The organism is Pseudomonas sp. 10(2024) (genome assembly GCF_045164175.1).
GTDB classification, from domain to species: domain Bacteria; phylum Pseudomonadota; class Gammaproteobacteria; order Pseudomonadales; family Pseudomonadaceae; genus Aquipseudomonas; species Aquipseudomonas alloputida.
Window position 1 is genome coordinate 4,348,188 of sequence record NZ_CP174006.1, and the last position, 16,647, is coordinate 4,364,834.

Below are 16,647 nucleotides of genomic sequence, written 5' to 3' on the forward strand. Positions count from 1 at the left end.
ATGATCCAAATTTCTCAACATATCAAATGCTCTAACGACAGCCCATTTGTCCTCTTCGGAGGCATCAACGTATTGGAGTCCGAAGACCTCGCCCTGACTGCTTGCGCTGAATATGTACGTGTCACAGAAAAGCTTGGCATTCCATATGTTTTCAAAGCCAGCTTTGACAAGGCTAATCGGTCCTCCATCCATTCCTATCGCGGGCCAGGCATGGAAAAAGGCCTGCGAATTTTCGAGAAGGTAAAATCTGAGTTCGGCGTACCTATCATTACTGACGTTCACGAGATTTATCAAGCTGCTCCTGTTGCAGAAGTTGTAGACATCCTTCAACTCCCAGCGTTCTTGGCTCGCCAGACCGACTTGGTCCTCGCTTTGGCCAAGACAGGGAAGCCGGTGAACATCAAGAAGCCTCAGTTCTTGAGCCCGTCACAAATGCAGAACATCGTGCATAAGTTCAAAGAAGCAGGCAACGATCAATTAATTCTTTGCGATCGTGGTTCGTGCATGGGCTACGACAACTTGGTAGTCGACATGCTTGGGTTCGGTGTGATGAAGCGCACCTGTGACAATCTGCCAATCATTTTTGACGTCACCCACGCACTCCAGAACCGCGACCCATCTGGTGCCGCATCGGGTGGTCGCCGCGACCAAGTAGTAGACCTTGCCCGCGCGGGCATGGGCGTCGGTCTTGCGGGACTTTTCCTTGAGGCCCATCCCAACCCAGACCAAGCCAAATGTGACGGACCAAGCGCCCTGCCGCTAGATAAGCTGGAACCATTCCTGATGCAGATTAAAGCACTTGATGATCTGGTTAAATCATTCCCACCCCTGCAAATCTCGTAAGCAGATCTTAGGTAGCAAGGATTGTGAACATGCCAAGCTCTGAACAACGGATCGCGATCGTTATCCCAGCCCGATTCGGCTCAACACGCTTGCCAGGTAAACCGCTGGCCGATATTGCAGGAAAGCCAATGGTACAGCACGTTTACGAGCGTGCTCTTCAGGTTGCTAACGCAAATGATGTAGTCATCGCTACCGACGATGAACGTGTCGCAGAAGCGGTACGCGCATTCGGCGGAAAATACGTTATGACTTCACCGGATCACCCTTCTGGTACTGATCGACTAGCAGAAGTGATGCGTGAGGTTGATGCAGATATCTACATTAATCTCCAGGGGGATGAACCGCTAGTACGTCCGGCTGATATTGAGTCCCTAGCCGCAGGCATGCTTGCCGACGCTGGAGTGAGCGTTGGAACGCTTTGTCACCCGATCGACGAACAGGAGGCTAGAAACCCCAACACCGTGAAGGTTGTGCTTGCCACTAACGGTAACGCATTGTATTTCAGTCGCTCGCCAATCCCTTACCCGCGAGACAAAGAAGCGACTTCTTATTTGAAGCACGTTGGTGTCTATGCGTATAGGCGTGATGTAGTTGCGCAGTATTCTACACTACCCCAACCAATGATGGAGCATGCTGAGAAGCTTGAGCAACTTCGTCTAATGGCTGCTGGATATTGCATTCGAGCCTATATAGTCGAACCGACAGGACCTGGCGTAGATACGCCAGAGTGCTTAGAACACGTCAGAGCTATCATCACCGGCCAACAACCTACACCCAAACCGACTCTCAAAGATATCCGTTTAGTCATCACCGACGTTGATGGTGTTCTAACTGATGGTGGCATCTACTATGATGCTACGGGAGAATGCATTAAACGCTTCCATGTGCGTGACGGACTGGGAATGCGCATGCTAGAAGAGAACGGTGTACGAGTTGCAGTGCTGTCGGGTCGTGACTCTGCTACCTTACGAAAACGCGTGTCTGACTTAGGTATCAGTCTGTGCCAATTTGGGGTTAAAGATAAGCACAGTGCCTGCATGCAATTGATGGATGAAGCAGGTGTAACATCTGCGCAAACAGCATGCATTGGTGATGACAGTATTGACCTACCAGCCTTCTCAGCTTGCGGCATTTCTTTCGCTGTAGCGGATGCCCCTATTTACGTGAAGGCAGCAGCGACTCAAACGCTACTGGCCAGCGGTGGAACAGGGGCTTTCCGTGAGGTGGCCGATGCCATTCTATGCGCCCAAGATAAAGAAAGTGTGCTCAGCACAGCATTAGGTTATGCCAAGGTAATGAGCGCTATGGCTCAGTAACAAGGCGCATGAGGGAGAGTAATTCTACTTTCCCCATGCTTTTCAAAGGAAGCCAATACCAGAGTGGGCCTAGCTTACAGCACGCCCTTTTGCCCAGAAATCAATAATGTCGAATAGCCGGTGTTTATTGATAGTGGTCTCGCTATGCCCACCGCCAGTGAACTCTCGACTGTAGCAAATCTTTAAATCTGTAAGCGATCCAATGAGCTTGTTAACAGCCGCCACATCTGCGGGATAATCGCCATGCTCAATATGTATCTTTGGCTTAACGTCAAAACGATAAACAAAGTCATTTAAATCAACCCAAGTATCTCCAATCGCCCGAATTTGCCTCTCCCAGTTTTGCAAGGAGTGACGACGGGTACTTGCATAATCGATTTGGGGATTTATGGAGACCACACCTGCAACACCAAGCGTAAACCCAAAATAAAGCGCAGCATATCCGCCCATAGAAGAGCCGACCATATATACATCGGACGCTTTAAGCCCGCGCGACTCTAGCTGCTCATTAATAAACTTAATATGCCTAATATACATAGAGGACGTACTATCCCCCAGGTAGTAATGCTGCGAGTCATCCTTGAAAATCATGTATAGATCTTCGCAGCCTCCCGCATGACGCTCAAAAAACCATGACCAACGCTCATACTTACCGGGATTCATGCTCGAAAACGAAATTACTGCTCGTTTGGGATTAGCCCCAGACATCACCAAAGCTTCAACACCATTCCGCTGAATTTCATATTTCAAAATATCAACTTTGGATAATTCCGCCTGCTTTATATTCGTATTATTTGGCGATTCAACGGCGTTCATCATGTCTCATCTCTATACAGATCAACTTAAAACAGCATTATTGAAAGCGGATCTCAGCATCCTTAATGCAACCACCACTTCACTCCACTCGAATATAGATCATTATTCGAGCGTGGAAAAGCAGGGAGTGAGAAATGAGCGTGGAGGAGTGCCGACAAAGCCAGCATTTCCGGAGGGAGGGGGGGGGGAAGGGGAAATGCCCAGGCAGCGCACCAGAGCGCACGCTGCCAAGACAAACAAGACCGCCTACAAGGTCTAAGACCGATCAGTCAAAAATCTCAACAACCCCCACAACAGCGCCTTCACCGTCAGTTACAGCCAACGCCCGAATTTTGTTGTCCAGCATGTAGGCCTCAGCCTCAGAAAGCTGAGAATCCTCGCGAATAGTGTGTGGGCTGGCGGTCATGAATTGCTCAACCGAGGCTTGAATAACGCTCTCGTCCTCCAGAAGCGCCCGACGCAGGTCGCCGTCCGTAACGATACCGACCAGCTTGTCGTTATCCATCACCACCGTCATGCCCAAGCGGCTACGAGTCATGACCAGCAAGCAATCATGGAAGCTGGTAGACGGTGAAACAACAGGTGCCGGGGAGTGCATGACGTCACAAACACGGGTCAGCAGCTTGCGACCCAGGCTGCCACCGGGGTGGTAGCGGGCGAAGTCCATTGGCTTGAACTGGATAGCCTCAATCAGCGCCACTGCCAGTGCATCACCCATGGCCATAGTCGCCAGCGTCGAAGTGGTGGGGGCCAGATTGTTCGGGCAGACTTCACGCTCGACCGAAATGTCGAGCCAGATGTCTGCATGCTTGGCCAGCGTAGATTTGCCGTTCCCAGTCATGGCGATGATCTTGTTACCGAAAGACTTCAGGCTAGGAATCAGCTTGATCAGCTCTTCGGTTTCGCCGCTGTAGCTGATCAGGATCAGCACATCGATTGGCTTGAGCATGCCCAGGTCGCCGTGGAAGGCTTCGGCCGGGTGCAGGAAAAAGCTGGGGGTGCCAGTGGATGCGAAGGTAGCGACCATCTTCTGGCCGATCAGGCCAGATTTACCCATGCCGCACACCACGGTACGCCCCTGGCAACCAAGGATCAGTTCAACGGCGCTCTGGAACTCGCCATCCAGGCGGTCGGCCAACTGAGTCACGGCTTGAGCTTGAGCGATAAGAGCTTCTTTGGCGATGCTGAGGTGATTCATTTTCGTCCCTGACGACAGCGAATGTATACGAAGGCGCGAATGTTAAGGTTTTTACAGCTGGAAGCATAGTGCGGAAGCCCCAGTCTCAGAGCAATCTGACTGACGGTGACGCCAACAGAACAGAGAACTAAGCACCGACTTTGCGCCAATGATGGCATTGAGATATCAAATTTAATCTGTTTCTTCACACCCCAGCCTCTGCAGGCTTTTACACCCGGCAACCAGTTAACTAACTTCGTAGGAGTGCCTTATACAAGGTGCCAACTCGGCCTGATTGCCCGTGAACGCCCTAGCCATTGGACTCGTTCTGACGCAAATCATTAAGTGATTAGACGTGGATACCACAACTCTCGGACGATCGATGAAGGCTTGTTGTCTATGCAGACCCTCGGCCTGTTCGGCGCGCCGCCAGATAAATACTGGTGGAGCTACTCCCGCGCAACGACACCAAAAAAGTGGGATGCATCGCTTGGCCTTGCACAAACCCCGCCCCCAGCGGCAACCCTTGAACCACAAGGCGTTCAGCCCTCTCCCCCCCTCCAAATCAATATCTTGTTGTAACTTTTCGTTGTACACAGGCCGCTCATACAGCAGCATACCCCCCTTTCTCAGCTTCAAATTGGACGTATGGCAGTGGCAACATGGATGTTATGAATCCTCCTACACGCCGGCACGTAGCCAGCAAAACACACTACCGCTGGCAAAGCGCCTCTCTCGAAAGTCATCTTCACGCTCTAGTCCCACAATGGGAAGGAAAGACGCTGGAGATTACGACCGAGGTGCTGGGCGGTAATGCTTCGTTCGTGAACTACGTACGCCACCATCGGCTACAGGACCCTTGTACCGGTCAACCTGTAGAGGTCGTGGAAAAATCGATTCGCAAAATAGCGTTTATCGGCAGCCAGGAAGCGCGCTTTCACCGCGCAGATGGCATGCTGACCGGCAGCATACATTTTCACTACCCCGCCTGCCTGGGGGTTATTGAAACACCATGGGAAAGCTTGATCTTCACCGAGTTCGTACGCGGCAAGCCCCCACGAATGCACAAGATCGGCAAACCGCTGGCGCTAGGTATTGCAGAACTGGAGACGTTAAGCCATGACTATCTAGAAGCGCAGCCACTTGTAAAGGCACCTCTGCTTTGGAGCATGGATTTCTTCAGGCCTTGGTTCCAACTTCGCCCACGCTTCAATTTCTCCCGGTGTTTGCCAGGATTGGTGAAGCTTGGGCTCGAAGACGAAAGGTTTGCTGGCCTTGCCGAGCGCTTCAAGGCATTTGTGCCGTTGACCCGAAAAATGGCAGCCAAAGCACGGCGCAGCGAGCGCTGCATCAGCCACATGGATTACCTGCAAAAAAATCTCTTCGTCGACAAGAGCCAATTGCACCTGATCGACTGGAGCGAGGTAAAGGTTGGGCGCATAGGCTTTGACGGCGGGGCCTACCTGGGCAGCCTGTTCCGGCGCAAAGACATGAAGGTATTCCTGGCAGCACAGGCAGAGTTCATAGAGGCGTACCGAGCTGCCCTGCCGGAGCGCTTCGATGTGGAACGGGCGCTAAGGAACTTGCGCTACGTGTTTCTCCTCACGGCGCTGTTCCATTGCTTGCGTCCAGAAACGGTCGCTGAGTACAAGGAGCGCGACCGGATGGCGTTGCTGCTGGAGAAATACAACTATTTGCTGGGGATGCTGGATCAGGAGTAAATGAGCTTTTGTACCCACCGGGGAAAAAGCTTCGCGGGTAAACCCGCTCCTACAGGCGTGCGTTACGTTCCCCAGCGGTGTGGTACGCCGCGGTTTCGGGGAGTTTGCCGGAATCAGATGTCATTTTGATGCCATAGGTCATCATCTGCACATATCGTCTAATTTCTTTTCGCGATTTTTGCTCAGCGGCACGCCTACAAATGTGAATTTGTATTAAGATTCGCCATCCTTTGTTTCCACCGGACCCGCAGGGCTCTAGGCCCATGCCGCCCCTTTGCTGAATGGATGCCGCTCCACGTATATGGACGACGCTTCGCCCCGCCCTCGCCTGCTGATCCTGTCAAAAGGAGCCCAGCGCATCAGTACGTTGCCTGCCTTGCTGCCCGAATTCGCGCTGCAAAGCGGTGCTGTGCGCGATGTCGAGCTCGCTGATTGGGTAATGGCCTGGGGCCGCAAACCAAGCGCCATCAAGGCAATGGCCGAGGCGCACAAGGCTGGCAAGCCCGTTCTCACGCTGGAAGACGGCTTCATCCGTTCCGTGGGCCTGGGCGCCGACGAGCCGCCCCTGTCGCTGATCGTCGATGACGTGGGCGTGTACTACGACGCTTCCCAGCCGTCCCGCCTCGAACAGTTGATCGCCACGCCCCTCGACGCCGAGCAAACCCAACGTGCCCTGGCGCTACGTGACCTGTGGCAGCAGCAACGGGTGTCGAAGTACAACGACGCACGCATCGAGCTGCCAGCGTTGCCGGCCGACTGCGTGCTGGTGGCCGACCAGACCTGTGGCGATGCCTCGTTGCAAGGTGCAGGGGCCAGCGATTTCCGGGCCATGCTGGAGGCGGCATTGGCCCGCTACCCGCATAGCACCATCGTGCTCAAGGTGCACCCCGACGTGGTGGCCGGGCGCAAGGCCGGGCACTTCGACCTGGCAGCGCTGGCCAGCAACCCGCGGGTGCAGGTACTGGCCCACAATGTTCACCCGGCCGATTTGCTGCCCCGCATGCGTGCAGTGTTCGTGATGACGTCGCAACTGGGCTTCGATGCCCTGCTTTGGGACGTCCCGGTGCACACCTGGGGCATGCCGTTCTATGCCGGCTGGGGGCTGACCGACGATCGCTTGCCGGCACCTTCGCGCCGCAAGCCTGTGCCGTTGGCGCAACTGATTCATGCCAGCCTGGTGGCCTACCCGCGCTATGTCTGCCCGGAACGTGGGCAGCCGTGTACGCCAGAGGTGCTGATCAACTGGCTGGGCCTGCAACGGCGGCACCGCAGCGTGTTGCCAGGCACCGTACAGATGCTGGGTTTCAGCCGCTGGAAAGAACCGCTGGCAAACCTGTTTTTCAATGGCGCGGCCATTCGCTTCGTCAAGCCCGAGCAACCGCTGGCGCAAGACTTGCCCGTGGTGTCCTGGGGCTGCAAGCACGACACCCACCTTAGCGCCCACCCCCTGCCCGTCAACCGAGTGGAAGACGGCTTCCTGCGCTCGGTCGGCCTGGGCGCCGGCAAGGCGCGACCGTTATCGTGGGTGGTCGATGACCTGGGTATTTACTACGACGCCACCCGGCCTTCGCGCCTGGAGCGCATCCTGGCTGAAGAGCCGTTCGACCCGCAGTTGTTAGCCCGCGCGCATGCTTTGCGCTTGGCCATCTGCGCGGCGGGGCTGACCAAGTACAACTTGCCCGGCGCCAGCTGGCAGCGCCCCGCGCATGCGCAACGGGTGATCCTGGTGCCTGGCCAGGTGGAGGGCGATGCCTCCATCCGCTTTGGCGGTAACCGTATCCGCAGCAACCTGCAACTGCTGCGCGCCGTGCGCGAGCAAAACCCTGATGCGTGGGTGTTGTACAAACCCCACCCAGAGGTATTGGCCGGCACGCGCGCCCGCGGTGACGACGAAGCGCAAACCGTGCACTGGTGCGATGAGGTGATCGGCGATACGCCACTGCAGCAATTGCTGGAAGTGGTCGATGAATTGCATGTACTGACCTCGCAGTCGGGCTTCGAGGCCCTGCTGCGCGGTGTGCCGGTGACGACCTACGGCCAGCCGTTCTACGCCGGCTGGGGGCTGACCCGCGACATGGACCTTCAAGCAGCGGTGCAGGCACGGCGCAGCCGACAACTGACGCTGGACCAGCTGGTAGCGGGCACGCTGCTGCTCTACCCCACTTACGTAAGCCTGGTGACCAACCGCTTCACCACCGCCGAACGAACCTTATACGAACTACAAAATTGGCACGCCTTACCGCAGCCTGGAGCTCCCTCCCGATGGCAGGACTTGAAACGACGCTTGAGCAGTTTGTTGGGCATGAAGCGCCCGACCAACTGAATGCAAGGGCGACGCGTGGTCCGCTGCTGCGTATCCCGTCACACAATTTTCTGCTGCTTCAGGGTGTAAGTTCGCCCTTCTTCAGCCGCCTTGCCAAGGGGCTGCGCGATATCGGCCAGCGGGTGCACAGTGTGCGCTTCAACGTCGGTGACGCCCTGTATGGCCCGGGCGGCGCGCAGCTGACCTGCCCGCATGCCCCGGAAGACATGGAGGCCTGGTATTCACAGGTGTTCCGCCAACTGGATATCACCGACCTGGTGCTGTTCGGCGACTGCCGCCCGGTACACCGCCCGGCCGTGACCTTGGCGCGGCTGTCGGGTATTCGCGTGCACGTGTTCGAGGAAGGCTACTTTCGGCCCTATTGGGTGACACTGGAGCGCGACGGGGTCAACAACAACTCGCGTTTGCCACGAGACCCGCAGTGGTACCGCGATGTGGGCAAGTACATTCCGCGCTACCAGAATGGCAACCCATTCAAGCTGTCGTTCGCCGCACGTGCCACGCACGATGTGCTGTACCACGCCGGCGGCGCGCTGAACCGGCTGTGCTTCCCGCGCTACCGCACCCATGCCCCGTTCAACGCGGCCAAGGAGTACGCCGGTTTCATCCGCCAGGGCATGCGCCTGCTGCGCGCCCGTGTGCATGACGACGCGCTGGTGGCCGAAGTGGCCCGCGAGCGGCACCCCACGTTTTTGCTGCCCTTGCAGCTGGACAGCGATGCGCAAATCCGCGACCACTCGCCGTTCCAGAACATGACCCAGGTGATCGAGCATGTGATCGACTCGTTCTCGCTCAACGCGCCCTTCGATGCGCGCCTGCTGGTGAAGAACCACCCGTTGACGCCCGGGCTGGTCAACTACCGCAAGGTCACCGAACAGTTGGCGCGCAAGTACGATGTGGCCGAGCGTGTCGACTTCATGGAAAGCGGGCACATGCCTACGCTGCTCTCGCACATCACCGGCATGATCACCGTCAACAGTACCGCGGGGGCTTCTGCATTGCTGCACCACCGCCCTACCTGCACGCTGGCCGAGCCGATCTACGCGATGCCGGGGCTAACCCACCAGGGCGGGCTGGATGATTTCTGGCAGCAGCCCGAAGCGCCCGACAACACGCTGTTTCAACGCTTCCGCAACACCGTCATCCACACCACCCAGGTCAACGGCGGCTTCTACACCGCCTGCGGCATGGACATGGCCGTGGCCAACTGCCTGGAAGTGCTGATGGCGAAAACCTCAAGAATCGAAAAATACCTATGAGTTCGCATGCCTCACCCCGCTGCATCCTCATCACCGGCGCCACAGGCGGTATCGGTGGCGCGCTGGCGCCTGCCTACGCCGCCCCGGGGGTGACGCTGATCCTGCAAGGCCGGCGCCAGGACCGCCTGGCCGAAATGGCCGAACAATGCCGCGCCCTGGGTGCCCAGGTGTTGCTGGAGGCCCTCGACGTGCGCGACCTGGACGCCCTGCGGGCCATGGTGCGCCGGGTGAGCGAGCAGCATCAGCCCGACCTGGTGCTGGTGGGCGCAGGGCTTAACACCGCCGTGGGCGCCAATGGCGAAGCGGAAGACTGGGACGACAGCCGCGCCCTGATGGAAGTGAACGTGATGGCCGCCCTGGCCACCGTCGAAGCCGCCCTGCCCGCCATGCGCAGCCGTGGCGACGGGCAGATCGCCCTGTTCAGCTCGCTGGCGGGCTGGCGTGGCTTGCCGGTCACTCCGACCTACAGCGCCAGCAAGGCCGCCATCCGGGTGTACGGCGAGGCCATCCGCGACTGGCTGGCGCCGGAAGGGGTAAAAGTGAATGTGATTGTGCCGGGGTATGTGGAGTCGAAGATGTGCTTCGAAATGCCCGGGCCTAAACCTTTTCTGTGGACCGCCGACAAAGCGGCCAGGCGTATCAAGCGCGGGCTGGCGGCGAACCAGGCGCGTATCAGCTTTCCGTTCCCGCTCAACCTGGGCACCTGGCTGCTGGGGCTTATCCCGCAGTGGCTTTCTTCGATGATCCTGCGTGGGTTGAAGTACAGTGATTGATGTTTCCATGTTGCCGGTCGCTTTGATCGGCCTGGGCTTGACCGTCGCGGTCGAGCGCCTGCTGGTTCCCCGCCCTGCCCTGCGTCGCCCGGCCGATTGCTGGCTGCTGCACGCGGGGCTGTGGTGTGTGGCCTTCGGGCTGTTGTATGCACTGACGGCGCGGCCGTTGTTCAGTGGCGTGAATGTGTTGCTGCTGTGGCTGCTGATCGTGCTGGTCAGCAACGCCAAGTATCACTCGCTGCGCGAGCCGTTTGTGTGTGCAGATTTCGAGTATTTCAGCGATGCAGTGAAGTTCCCGCGGTTGTACTTGCCGTTCTTTGGCTTTGGCAAGGCCGCGCTGCTGGCGGTGGGCTTTCTGGTTTACCTGTGGGCGGGGTTGAGCTTCGAGGTGGCGGGCGCGCGGCTTGAGGCGTTGCTGCCGTTGGCGCTGGGCCTGGGCTTGCTGCGCCTGGGGCATCGGCCTGTGAAGCCGAGCTTTGATGCCGAGCAGGATGTGCGTGGCTGGGGGTTGGCGGCCAGCTTGTGGCGGTACTTCTGGGCGGCGCGGGCGCCGGTGGATCGGGACGGGCTGGGCTCGCCGTTTGCGGGTGGGGCGGCGCCGGCCTCTTCGCAGCCGCCAGTGGCCCAGGCCGGGGCGCTGCCGGACTTGGTCTCGGTGCAGAGTGAGTCGTTCTTCGATGTGCGTGGGCTGTGGCCTGGCGTGCGTCCGCAAGTGCTCGAACAGTACGACCTGCTGGCCAGCCAGGCGCTGGCCCGGGGCAAACTGCAGGTGGCAGCCTGGGGCGCCAATACGGTGCGAACCGAGTTCGCCTACCTTACCGGCATCCCCGCCGACCGGCTGGGCGTGCACCGCTTCAACCCGTACCGGGTGCTGGCCCGCCAAGGCCTGCCCAGTATCGCCTCCAGGCTCAAGGCGCAGGGGTACCGGACCATTTGCATCCACCCGTACGACGGTGGTTTCTATGGCCGCAACAAGGTGTTGCCGGCATTGGGCTTTGATGAATTCATCGATGTGAAGGCGTTCAACGCTTCGCAAAAGGCCGGGCCGTTCATTGGTGATTGCGCCGTGGCAGACAAAATCCGCGCGCTGCTGCAGGCGCCAGGCCGCACCCAGCCACTGTTCATCCATGCAGTCACCATGGAAAACCATGGCCCGTTGCACCTGGAAAGTGTAGCCGCGCACGAGCTGCCCACCTGGTTCGACCGCCCGCTGCAACCGGGCATGAAAGACCTGGCGCCCTACCTGCGGCACATCGGCAATGCCGACCGCATGCTGGGCATGCTGCGCGAAACCTTGCTGGCCCAGCCGAACGAGGCGCTGCTGTGCTTCTTTGGCGACCATGTGCCGATCCTGCCCGAGGTGTACCAGGCTGTGGGTGCGCCCGCGGGTGATACCGACTACCTGGTGTGGTCCAACCGCCGCCAGCCTGGCTGTGGGGCCAGGCCAATGCCGGTGCAGCAGCTTTCCAGCACATTGCTGGGCCATGCCTTGGCGCCGGCAACCCGCCAGGACACGCCCATGGCCAGTGCCGGGGTAGCCTGACAACGTGGTGCGTATCGTTTTGGGATCGGACCTGTCGCCGGAGCGTGCCGCAGACCCTGCCTTGGCCCGCTTGCTGACCGAGGGGCGGGGGTCGCTGGCGTTTCTGATTGGCAATACGGCCTGCCGCTATCGCCTGCTGGGCGCGGCTATCCACTGGGACCGTGTGCTGCTGGCCTTCGACGGCGAGCAGGCACTGGGCTTTGCCGCGTTCAAGCATGGCCGGCGCGGGCCGTTTGCCTTGCACTGGCGGCCGTTCGTTGGTGAGTTCGGCGTGTTGAGTGGCTGGGTGCGGTTTATCGGGTTCTGCCTGAGCGAACTGCGCGAATGGCGCTACCCGTTCTTGCTGTACGGGCTGCGGGTCAGCAAGGCCGCACGCCAGCAAGGCGTGGGCTCGGCGCTGGTGCAGGCGTGCTGCGCGCACGCCGCCGGCCAGGGCTTTAACCAGGTAGAGCTGGAGGTGCCGCTGAGCAATCATCGGGCGCAGCATCTGTACCTGCATAATGGCTTTGCCTTGCGTCGCAAGCGCTGGGTGCCGTTCCCGCCGGTGCGTAACATGTGGCGGGCCGTGTAATGCACAACACACCGCCCTTTGCACCCCACTCGCCCGAAGGTTACTCGCCACCCGATGCCCTGGTAGACGGCAGCGGCTGGGTCGGCATCATGTCGCAATGGGTGGCCTGGAAGGTCCTGCACCTGCCGCAGTTCCTCGGCCCGGAAGGCCCGCCCTTCTGGCTGTGGCGCCGTGGCCGCAAGGCGCCCAAGGGGCTCAAGGCCATTGCCGGCATCGGCTACAAGCAGTCGTCGGCCCATGCCCGGGTGCTGTGCCAGCGCTGGGGGCTGCCCTACATTGCGCTGGAAGACGGCTTTTTGCGTTCTTCTTCGCTGGGCATCGAGGGCGATACGCCGATGTCCATGGTGGTCGACCCGGTGGGCATCCACTACCTGGCCGACCGCCCTTCGCTGCTGGAAAACATCCTGCAGCAGCCCGAGGCGCTCAGCGCATATGAACTGAACTGCGCCCGCGAACTGATTGCCTTGATGCGCAGCAGCGGCATCGGCAAGTACAACAACGCCCAGGACCTGCCCGACGACGACCCGCTGGGCCGCGAGCGGCCGCTGGTGCTGGTGGTGGACCAGACTGCCGGGGATTATTCGATCCCGGGCGGCGGGCTATGCGAAGCCGATTACGTGCGAATGCTGGATGAGGCCCTGGCAGAAAACCCGGATGCCGACGTGCGCGTGCGCATTCACCCGGACTGCCTGGGCGGGCAAAAGCCCAGTTGCCTGCTGGATGCCGCGCGGGCCCGTGGGGTAACGCTGGAGGCGCGGCCGGTAGCCTGGGCGTCACTGGCCCGGCGTGCCCGGCGAGTGTACGTGGGCACCAGCCAGGCCGGGCTGGAGGCGTTGATCCAGGGCGTGCCGGTCACCTGCTTCGGGCTGCCGTTCTATGCGGGCTGGGGGCTGACCGATGACCGCATGGCCATTGCTCGCCGGCAGGCACGGCCAGACCTTGTGCAACTGGTGGCGGCGGCCTATGTGCGCTACTGCCGTTATGTCGACCCATTGAGCGGCCAATTGACCGATGCCTTGACCGTTGCCCGCCAGTTGGCCAGCAAGAAAGCCCGCGATGCTGCGTTTGCCGGCCCCACCACGGTGCTGGGCGTGAAGCGGCACAAGCAGCACAACATCCGGCGTTTTTTCGCAAGCCGTTGGGGGCAGTTGCGCTTCAGCGTGGACAGCCCGCAACTGATAAGCCAGGTAGCGGCCGAACAGGGCCGGCTGCTGGTATGGGCTGCGCGCGAGCCGGCCGGCCTGGCCGAACGTGCGCGCCAGGCGGGGGTGCCACTGTGGCGGGTCGAGGATGGTTTCTTGCGCTCCACGGGGTTGGGGGCTACCAACAGCCCGGCGCTGTCACTGGTGCTGGACCGGGGTGGCATTCATTACGATGCGCAGTCTGCCAGCGACCTGGAGCAGCTGTTGCAGCATGGTGAATTCGACGCCCCATGCCTGGCCGAAGCGGCGCGCTTGCGAGCGCAGATCGTTGCCAGCGGCACCAGCAAGTTCAACCTGCGCAGCAATGTGCGCCCGGCGCTGCTAGGGCAGCCGGGGCAACTGCGGGTACTGGTGGTGGGCCAGGTCGAGGATGACGCCTCGGCGCTGTGCAGCGGTGGCGGTGCCGGGTGCAACCTGCGGCTGCTGCAACAGGTGCGCGCGCGGTTGCCGGATGCCTGGATTCTGTACAAGCCACACCCCGACGTGGAAGCCGGCAAGCGCCGCGGGCAAATTGCCCCGGCACAGCTGGTGGGGCTGGCCGATCAGGTACTGGCGGGTGTGGACATCGCCAGCCTGTATGGCCAGGTCGATGCACTGCATACGCTCAGTTCCACCGCCGGTTTCGAAGCCTTGCTGCGCGGGCTGCCGGTGGTCACCTATGGCACGCCGTTCTATGCCGGCTGGGGCCTGACCGAGGACCATCAGCCCTTGCCCCGCCGCACCCGGCGTTTAACCCTGGACCAGTTGGTAGCCGGCGCCTTGTTGCGCTATGCGCGCTATGCCGACGTCCAGCAAGACCTGCCCTGCGATGCCTGGCACGCCCTCGCCTGCCTCAGCGCGCCCCACCCGGCGCCGGTGGCCTATCGGCGAGTGGCGCCGTTGCTCAACTATACCCGGACCATGCTCGGCTGTGGCCGGCCATTGGCCCCATCAAAGGACTAGATCATGCCTGTTTCGATCAAGGACATCGGCCGTTACGCGGCACTCCCCTGGCATTGCCTGCAGTTGGCTACCCATGCCAAGTCGTTCGAGAACAACCCGGTGCTGGGCAGCGCCCGGCTCAATGCCCTGGGCCTGCATGTGCAGCGTCGTCAGTTGGCGATGGCCATGGCAGGTTACCGTCGCAATGCGCTGGCCTCGCGGCTGGATGCCGGTGAGCGTGCGCATTTTGAGCAGAACGGTTTTTTCATTCGTGAAAACGCCCTGCCTGCCGAGCAGTTTGCGGCCTTGCGCGCCGAGCTGGGTGCATTGCGCAGCACTGGCTGGGAAATGCGCCAGGGCCGCGCGGTTACCCGCCGGGTCAGCCTTGACCAGGACGTGCTGGCGCAAAACCCGGCCAGTGCGGCGTTTGTGGCGGACCGTGGGGTGCGCGACCTGATTGCCTATGCGTCGTCCAATACCGGTGGCATTACCTACCAGTTGCAGTCGATCGTGATCGACGCCGCCAATGCCGACCAGGACCCGCAGACCCGCCTGCATGCCGACACCTTCCACCCCACGGCGAAGGCGTGGTTGTTTCTGGACGATGTGGCGGATGACCAAGGGCCGTTCAGTTATGTGCCGGGGTCGCACCGCCTGACGCCGGAGCGTTTGGCCTGGGAGTATCGTCAAAGCCTGGGGGCGGCGCGCTCCGGCGAGCAGATGCACCGTGAGGGTTCATTCCGCATCGACGAGCCCGAGCTGGCTGCCCTCGGTCTGCCGCCGCCCCGTCGCTTCGCGGTGCCAGCCAACACCCTGGTGGTGGCCGACACGTCTGGTTTCCATGCCCGCTGTGCGAGCCATCAGGCCAGCCACCGCGTCGAGATATATGCCAGCCTGCGGCGTAACCCGTTCATCCCCTGGCGCGGGGCGCACCTGTTTGCATTGCCATGGATTGCCAACCACCACATGCGCTGGGATATCCGGTTGAAGCGGTTGATGGGGTTTGGCAAGAAGAGCCATTGGCGGTTTGTGGAGCAGTTGAATGCGTATGAGGCACCGCATATCTGACCCACGCCCGGCCCGGACCGGCCCGGTAGTTGAAGGCAGGCCGTCGTAGGAGCGGGTTTACCCGCGAAAGGGCCGGGCCTGCGGGCCAATATCCCTGGTCATTCACCGTTGCCGCCGCCACCGTATTCGCGGGTGAACCCGCTCCTACACCTGATCTGGGGTGGACACAGGTCGGTGGTTGGGCGCCGACCGTCGTAGGAGCGGGTTTACCCGCGAAAGGGCCGGGCCTGCGGGCCAATATCCCTGGCCGTTCATCGTTGCTGCCGCCACCGTATTCGCGGGTAAACCCGCTCCTACACCTGATCTGGGGTGGACACAGATCGGTGGTTGGGCGCACGCCGTCGTAGGAGCGGGTTCACCCGCGAAAGGGCCGGGCCTGCGGGCCAATATCCCTGGCCGTTCACCGTTGCTGCCGCCACCGTATTCGCGGGTAAACCCGCTCCTACACCTGATCTGGGGTGGGCACAGATCGGTGGTTGAGCGCCGACCGTCGTAGGAGCGGGTTCACCCGCGAAAGGGCCGGGCCTGCTGGCCAATATCCCTGGCCAATCACCGCCCCCCTGGTCAGTGGGCACATTCTGCAATGGTTGAATCGCTGCTGGCGTCATGTGGGCGTCTACGCTGGCTCGAACGATCGAAGCCTTCAAGGATGACCACATGCACTACGCCCACGCCCACCATCTGCGCCGCCACCGGGTTTCACACCCCGGCAGGCTGTACATGCTGACAACCGTCACCCACCAGCGTCGCCCGCTGTTTCACAACTTCAACCTGGCCAGGCTGGTGGTCAACCATCTGCGCCAGGCAGACCGGGAAAACAGCTGCGCCACGCTGGCCTGGGTGGTCATGCCCGACCATGTGCATTGGCTGATAGAACTGAAACAGGTGACACTGGCCACGTTGATGCGCCGCTTCAAATCAAGGTCCAGCCATGCGTTGCACAAGGCCGGCGTAACAGCCAACCCCATCTGGCAGGCGGGCTACTGCGATCGCGCCATGCGCAAGGATGATGACCTGCTCAACGCCGCTCGCTACATCATTGCCAACCCGGTCAGGGCCGGCCTGGCACCCAATGTCGGCGAATACCCACACTGGGATGCCATCTGGCTGTAGG

The 16,647-nt window shown here is 60.5% G+C and carries 13 protein-coding genes; 11 read left to right on the top strand and 2 right to left on the bottom strand.

The genetic code is table 11. The features are described from left to right. Entirely contained in the window at positions 1 to 843 is an 843-nt protein-coding gene (gene kdsA / locus ACI7M0_RS19715) for a 3-deoxy-8-phosphooctulonate synthase (RefSeq protein ID WP_129933555.1), read from the top strand. Positions 844 to 872: 29 nt separating this feature from the next. Next, the gene (gene kdsB, locus ACI7M0_RS19720) at positions 873 to 2,159 is read left to right on the top strand and encodes a 3-deoxy-manno-octulosonate cytidylyltransferase (RefSeq protein ID WP_104887184.1); all 1,287 of its coding nucleotides are present in this window, start codon (positions 873 to 875) and stop codon (positions 2,157 to 2,159) included. A 69-nt stretch (positions 2,160 to 2,228) separates the two neighbouring features. Here kdsB and ACI7M0_RS19725 read toward each other — a convergent pair whose 3' ends face one another. Both ACI7M0_RS19725 and ACI7M0_RS19730 read right to left on the bottom strand, forming a co-directional pair. Beyond that, on the bottom strand, positions 2,229 to 2,978 hold the full coding sequence (locus ACI7M0_RS19725; RefSeq protein ID WP_129933553.1) for an alpha/beta fold hydrolase: 750 nt from the start codon (positions 2,976 to 2,978) through the stop codon (positions 2,229 to 2,231). Between the two features lie 262 nt (positions 2,979 to 3,240). After that, positions 3,241 to 4,173, bottom strand: a complete 933-nt coding sequence (locus tag ACI7M0_RS19730) for an SIS domain-containing protein (RefSeq protein ID WP_104887182.1) — start codon at positions 4,171 to 4,173, stop codon at positions 3,241 to 3,243. A 641-nt stretch (positions 4,174 to 4,814) separates the two neighbouring features. On the opposite strand from ACI7M0_RS19730, the gene ACI7M0_RS19735 reads away from it, so the two are divergent. From ACI7M0_RS19735 to ACI7M0_RS19775, 9 genes are all read left to right on the top strand, one after another. Beyond that, positions 4,815 to 5,873: a phosphotransferase family protein gene (locus ACI7M0_RS19735; protein WP_177413615.1), complete on the top strand. Its 1,059-nt coding sequence runs from the start codon at positions 4,815 to 4,817 to the stop codon at positions 5,871 to 5,873. Between the two features lie 301 nt (positions 5,874 to 6,174). Then, positions 6,175 to 8,196: a capsular polysaccharide biosynthesis protein gene (locus tag ACI7M0_RS19740; protein ID WP_129933551.1), complete on the top strand. Its 2,022-nt coding sequence runs from the start codon at positions 6,175 to 6,177 to the stop codon at positions 8,194 to 8,196. Then, the gene (locus tag ACI7M0_RS19745) at positions 8,136 to 9,455 is read left to right on the top strand and encodes a capsule biosynthesis protein (protein WP_129933549.1); all 1,320 of its coding nucleotides are present in this window, start codon (positions 8,136 to 8,138) and stop codon (positions 9,453 to 9,455) included. The genes ACI7M0_RS19740 and ACI7M0_RS19745 overlap by 61 nt, the downstream gene beginning before the upstream one ends. Then, positions 9,452 to 10,228 carry an SDR family oxidoreductase gene (locus ACI7M0_RS19750; protein ID WP_003252728.1) on the top strand — a complete coding sequence of 259 codons (777 nt, stop codon included), beginning with the start codon at positions 9,452 to 9,454 and terminating at the stop codon, positions 10,226 to 10,228. The genes ACI7M0_RS19745 and ACI7M0_RS19750 overlap by 4 nt, the downstream gene beginning before the upstream one ends. 7 nt (positions 10,229 to 10,235) lie before the next feature. After that, positions 10,236 to 11,771, top strand: a complete 1,536-nt coding sequence (locus tag ACI7M0_RS19755) for an LTA synthase family protein (RefSeq protein WP_129933547.1) — start codon at positions 10,236 to 10,238, stop codon at positions 11,769 to 11,771. A gap of 4 nt (positions 11,772 to 11,775) precedes the next feature. Continuing rightward, positions 11,776 to 12,342: an N-acetyltransferase gene (locus tag ACI7M0_RS19760; RefSeq protein WP_129933545.1), complete on the top strand. Its 567-nt coding sequence runs from the start codon at positions 11,776 to 11,778 to the stop codon at positions 12,340 to 12,342. Next, the gene (locus ACI7M0_RS19765) at positions 12,342 to 14,486 is read left to right on the top strand and encodes a capsular polysaccharide biosynthesis protein (protein ID WP_129933543.1); all 2,145 of its coding nucleotides are present in this window, start codon (positions 12,342 to 12,344) and stop codon (positions 14,484 to 14,486) included. Before ACI7M0_RS19760 ends, ACI7M0_RS19765 begins: the two co-directional genes overlap by 1 nt. A gap of 3 nt (positions 14,487 to 14,489) precedes the next feature. Continuing rightward, positions 14,490 to 15,533, top strand: a complete 1,044-nt coding sequence (locus ACI7M0_RS19770; RefSeq protein ID WP_004577660.1) for a phytanoyl-CoA dioxygenase family protein — start codon at positions 14,490 to 14,492, stop codon at positions 15,531 to 15,533. A gap of 657 nt (positions 15,534 to 16,190) precedes the next feature. Continuing rightward, positions 16,191 to 16,646 carry an REP-associated tyrosine transposase gene (locus ACI7M0_RS19775; protein WP_129933969.1) on the top strand — a complete coding sequence of 152 codons (456 nt, stop codon included), beginning with the start codon at positions 16,191 to 16,193 and terminating at the stop codon, positions 16,644 to 16,646. The last annotated feature ends 1 nt before the right edge of the window (position 16,647 follow it).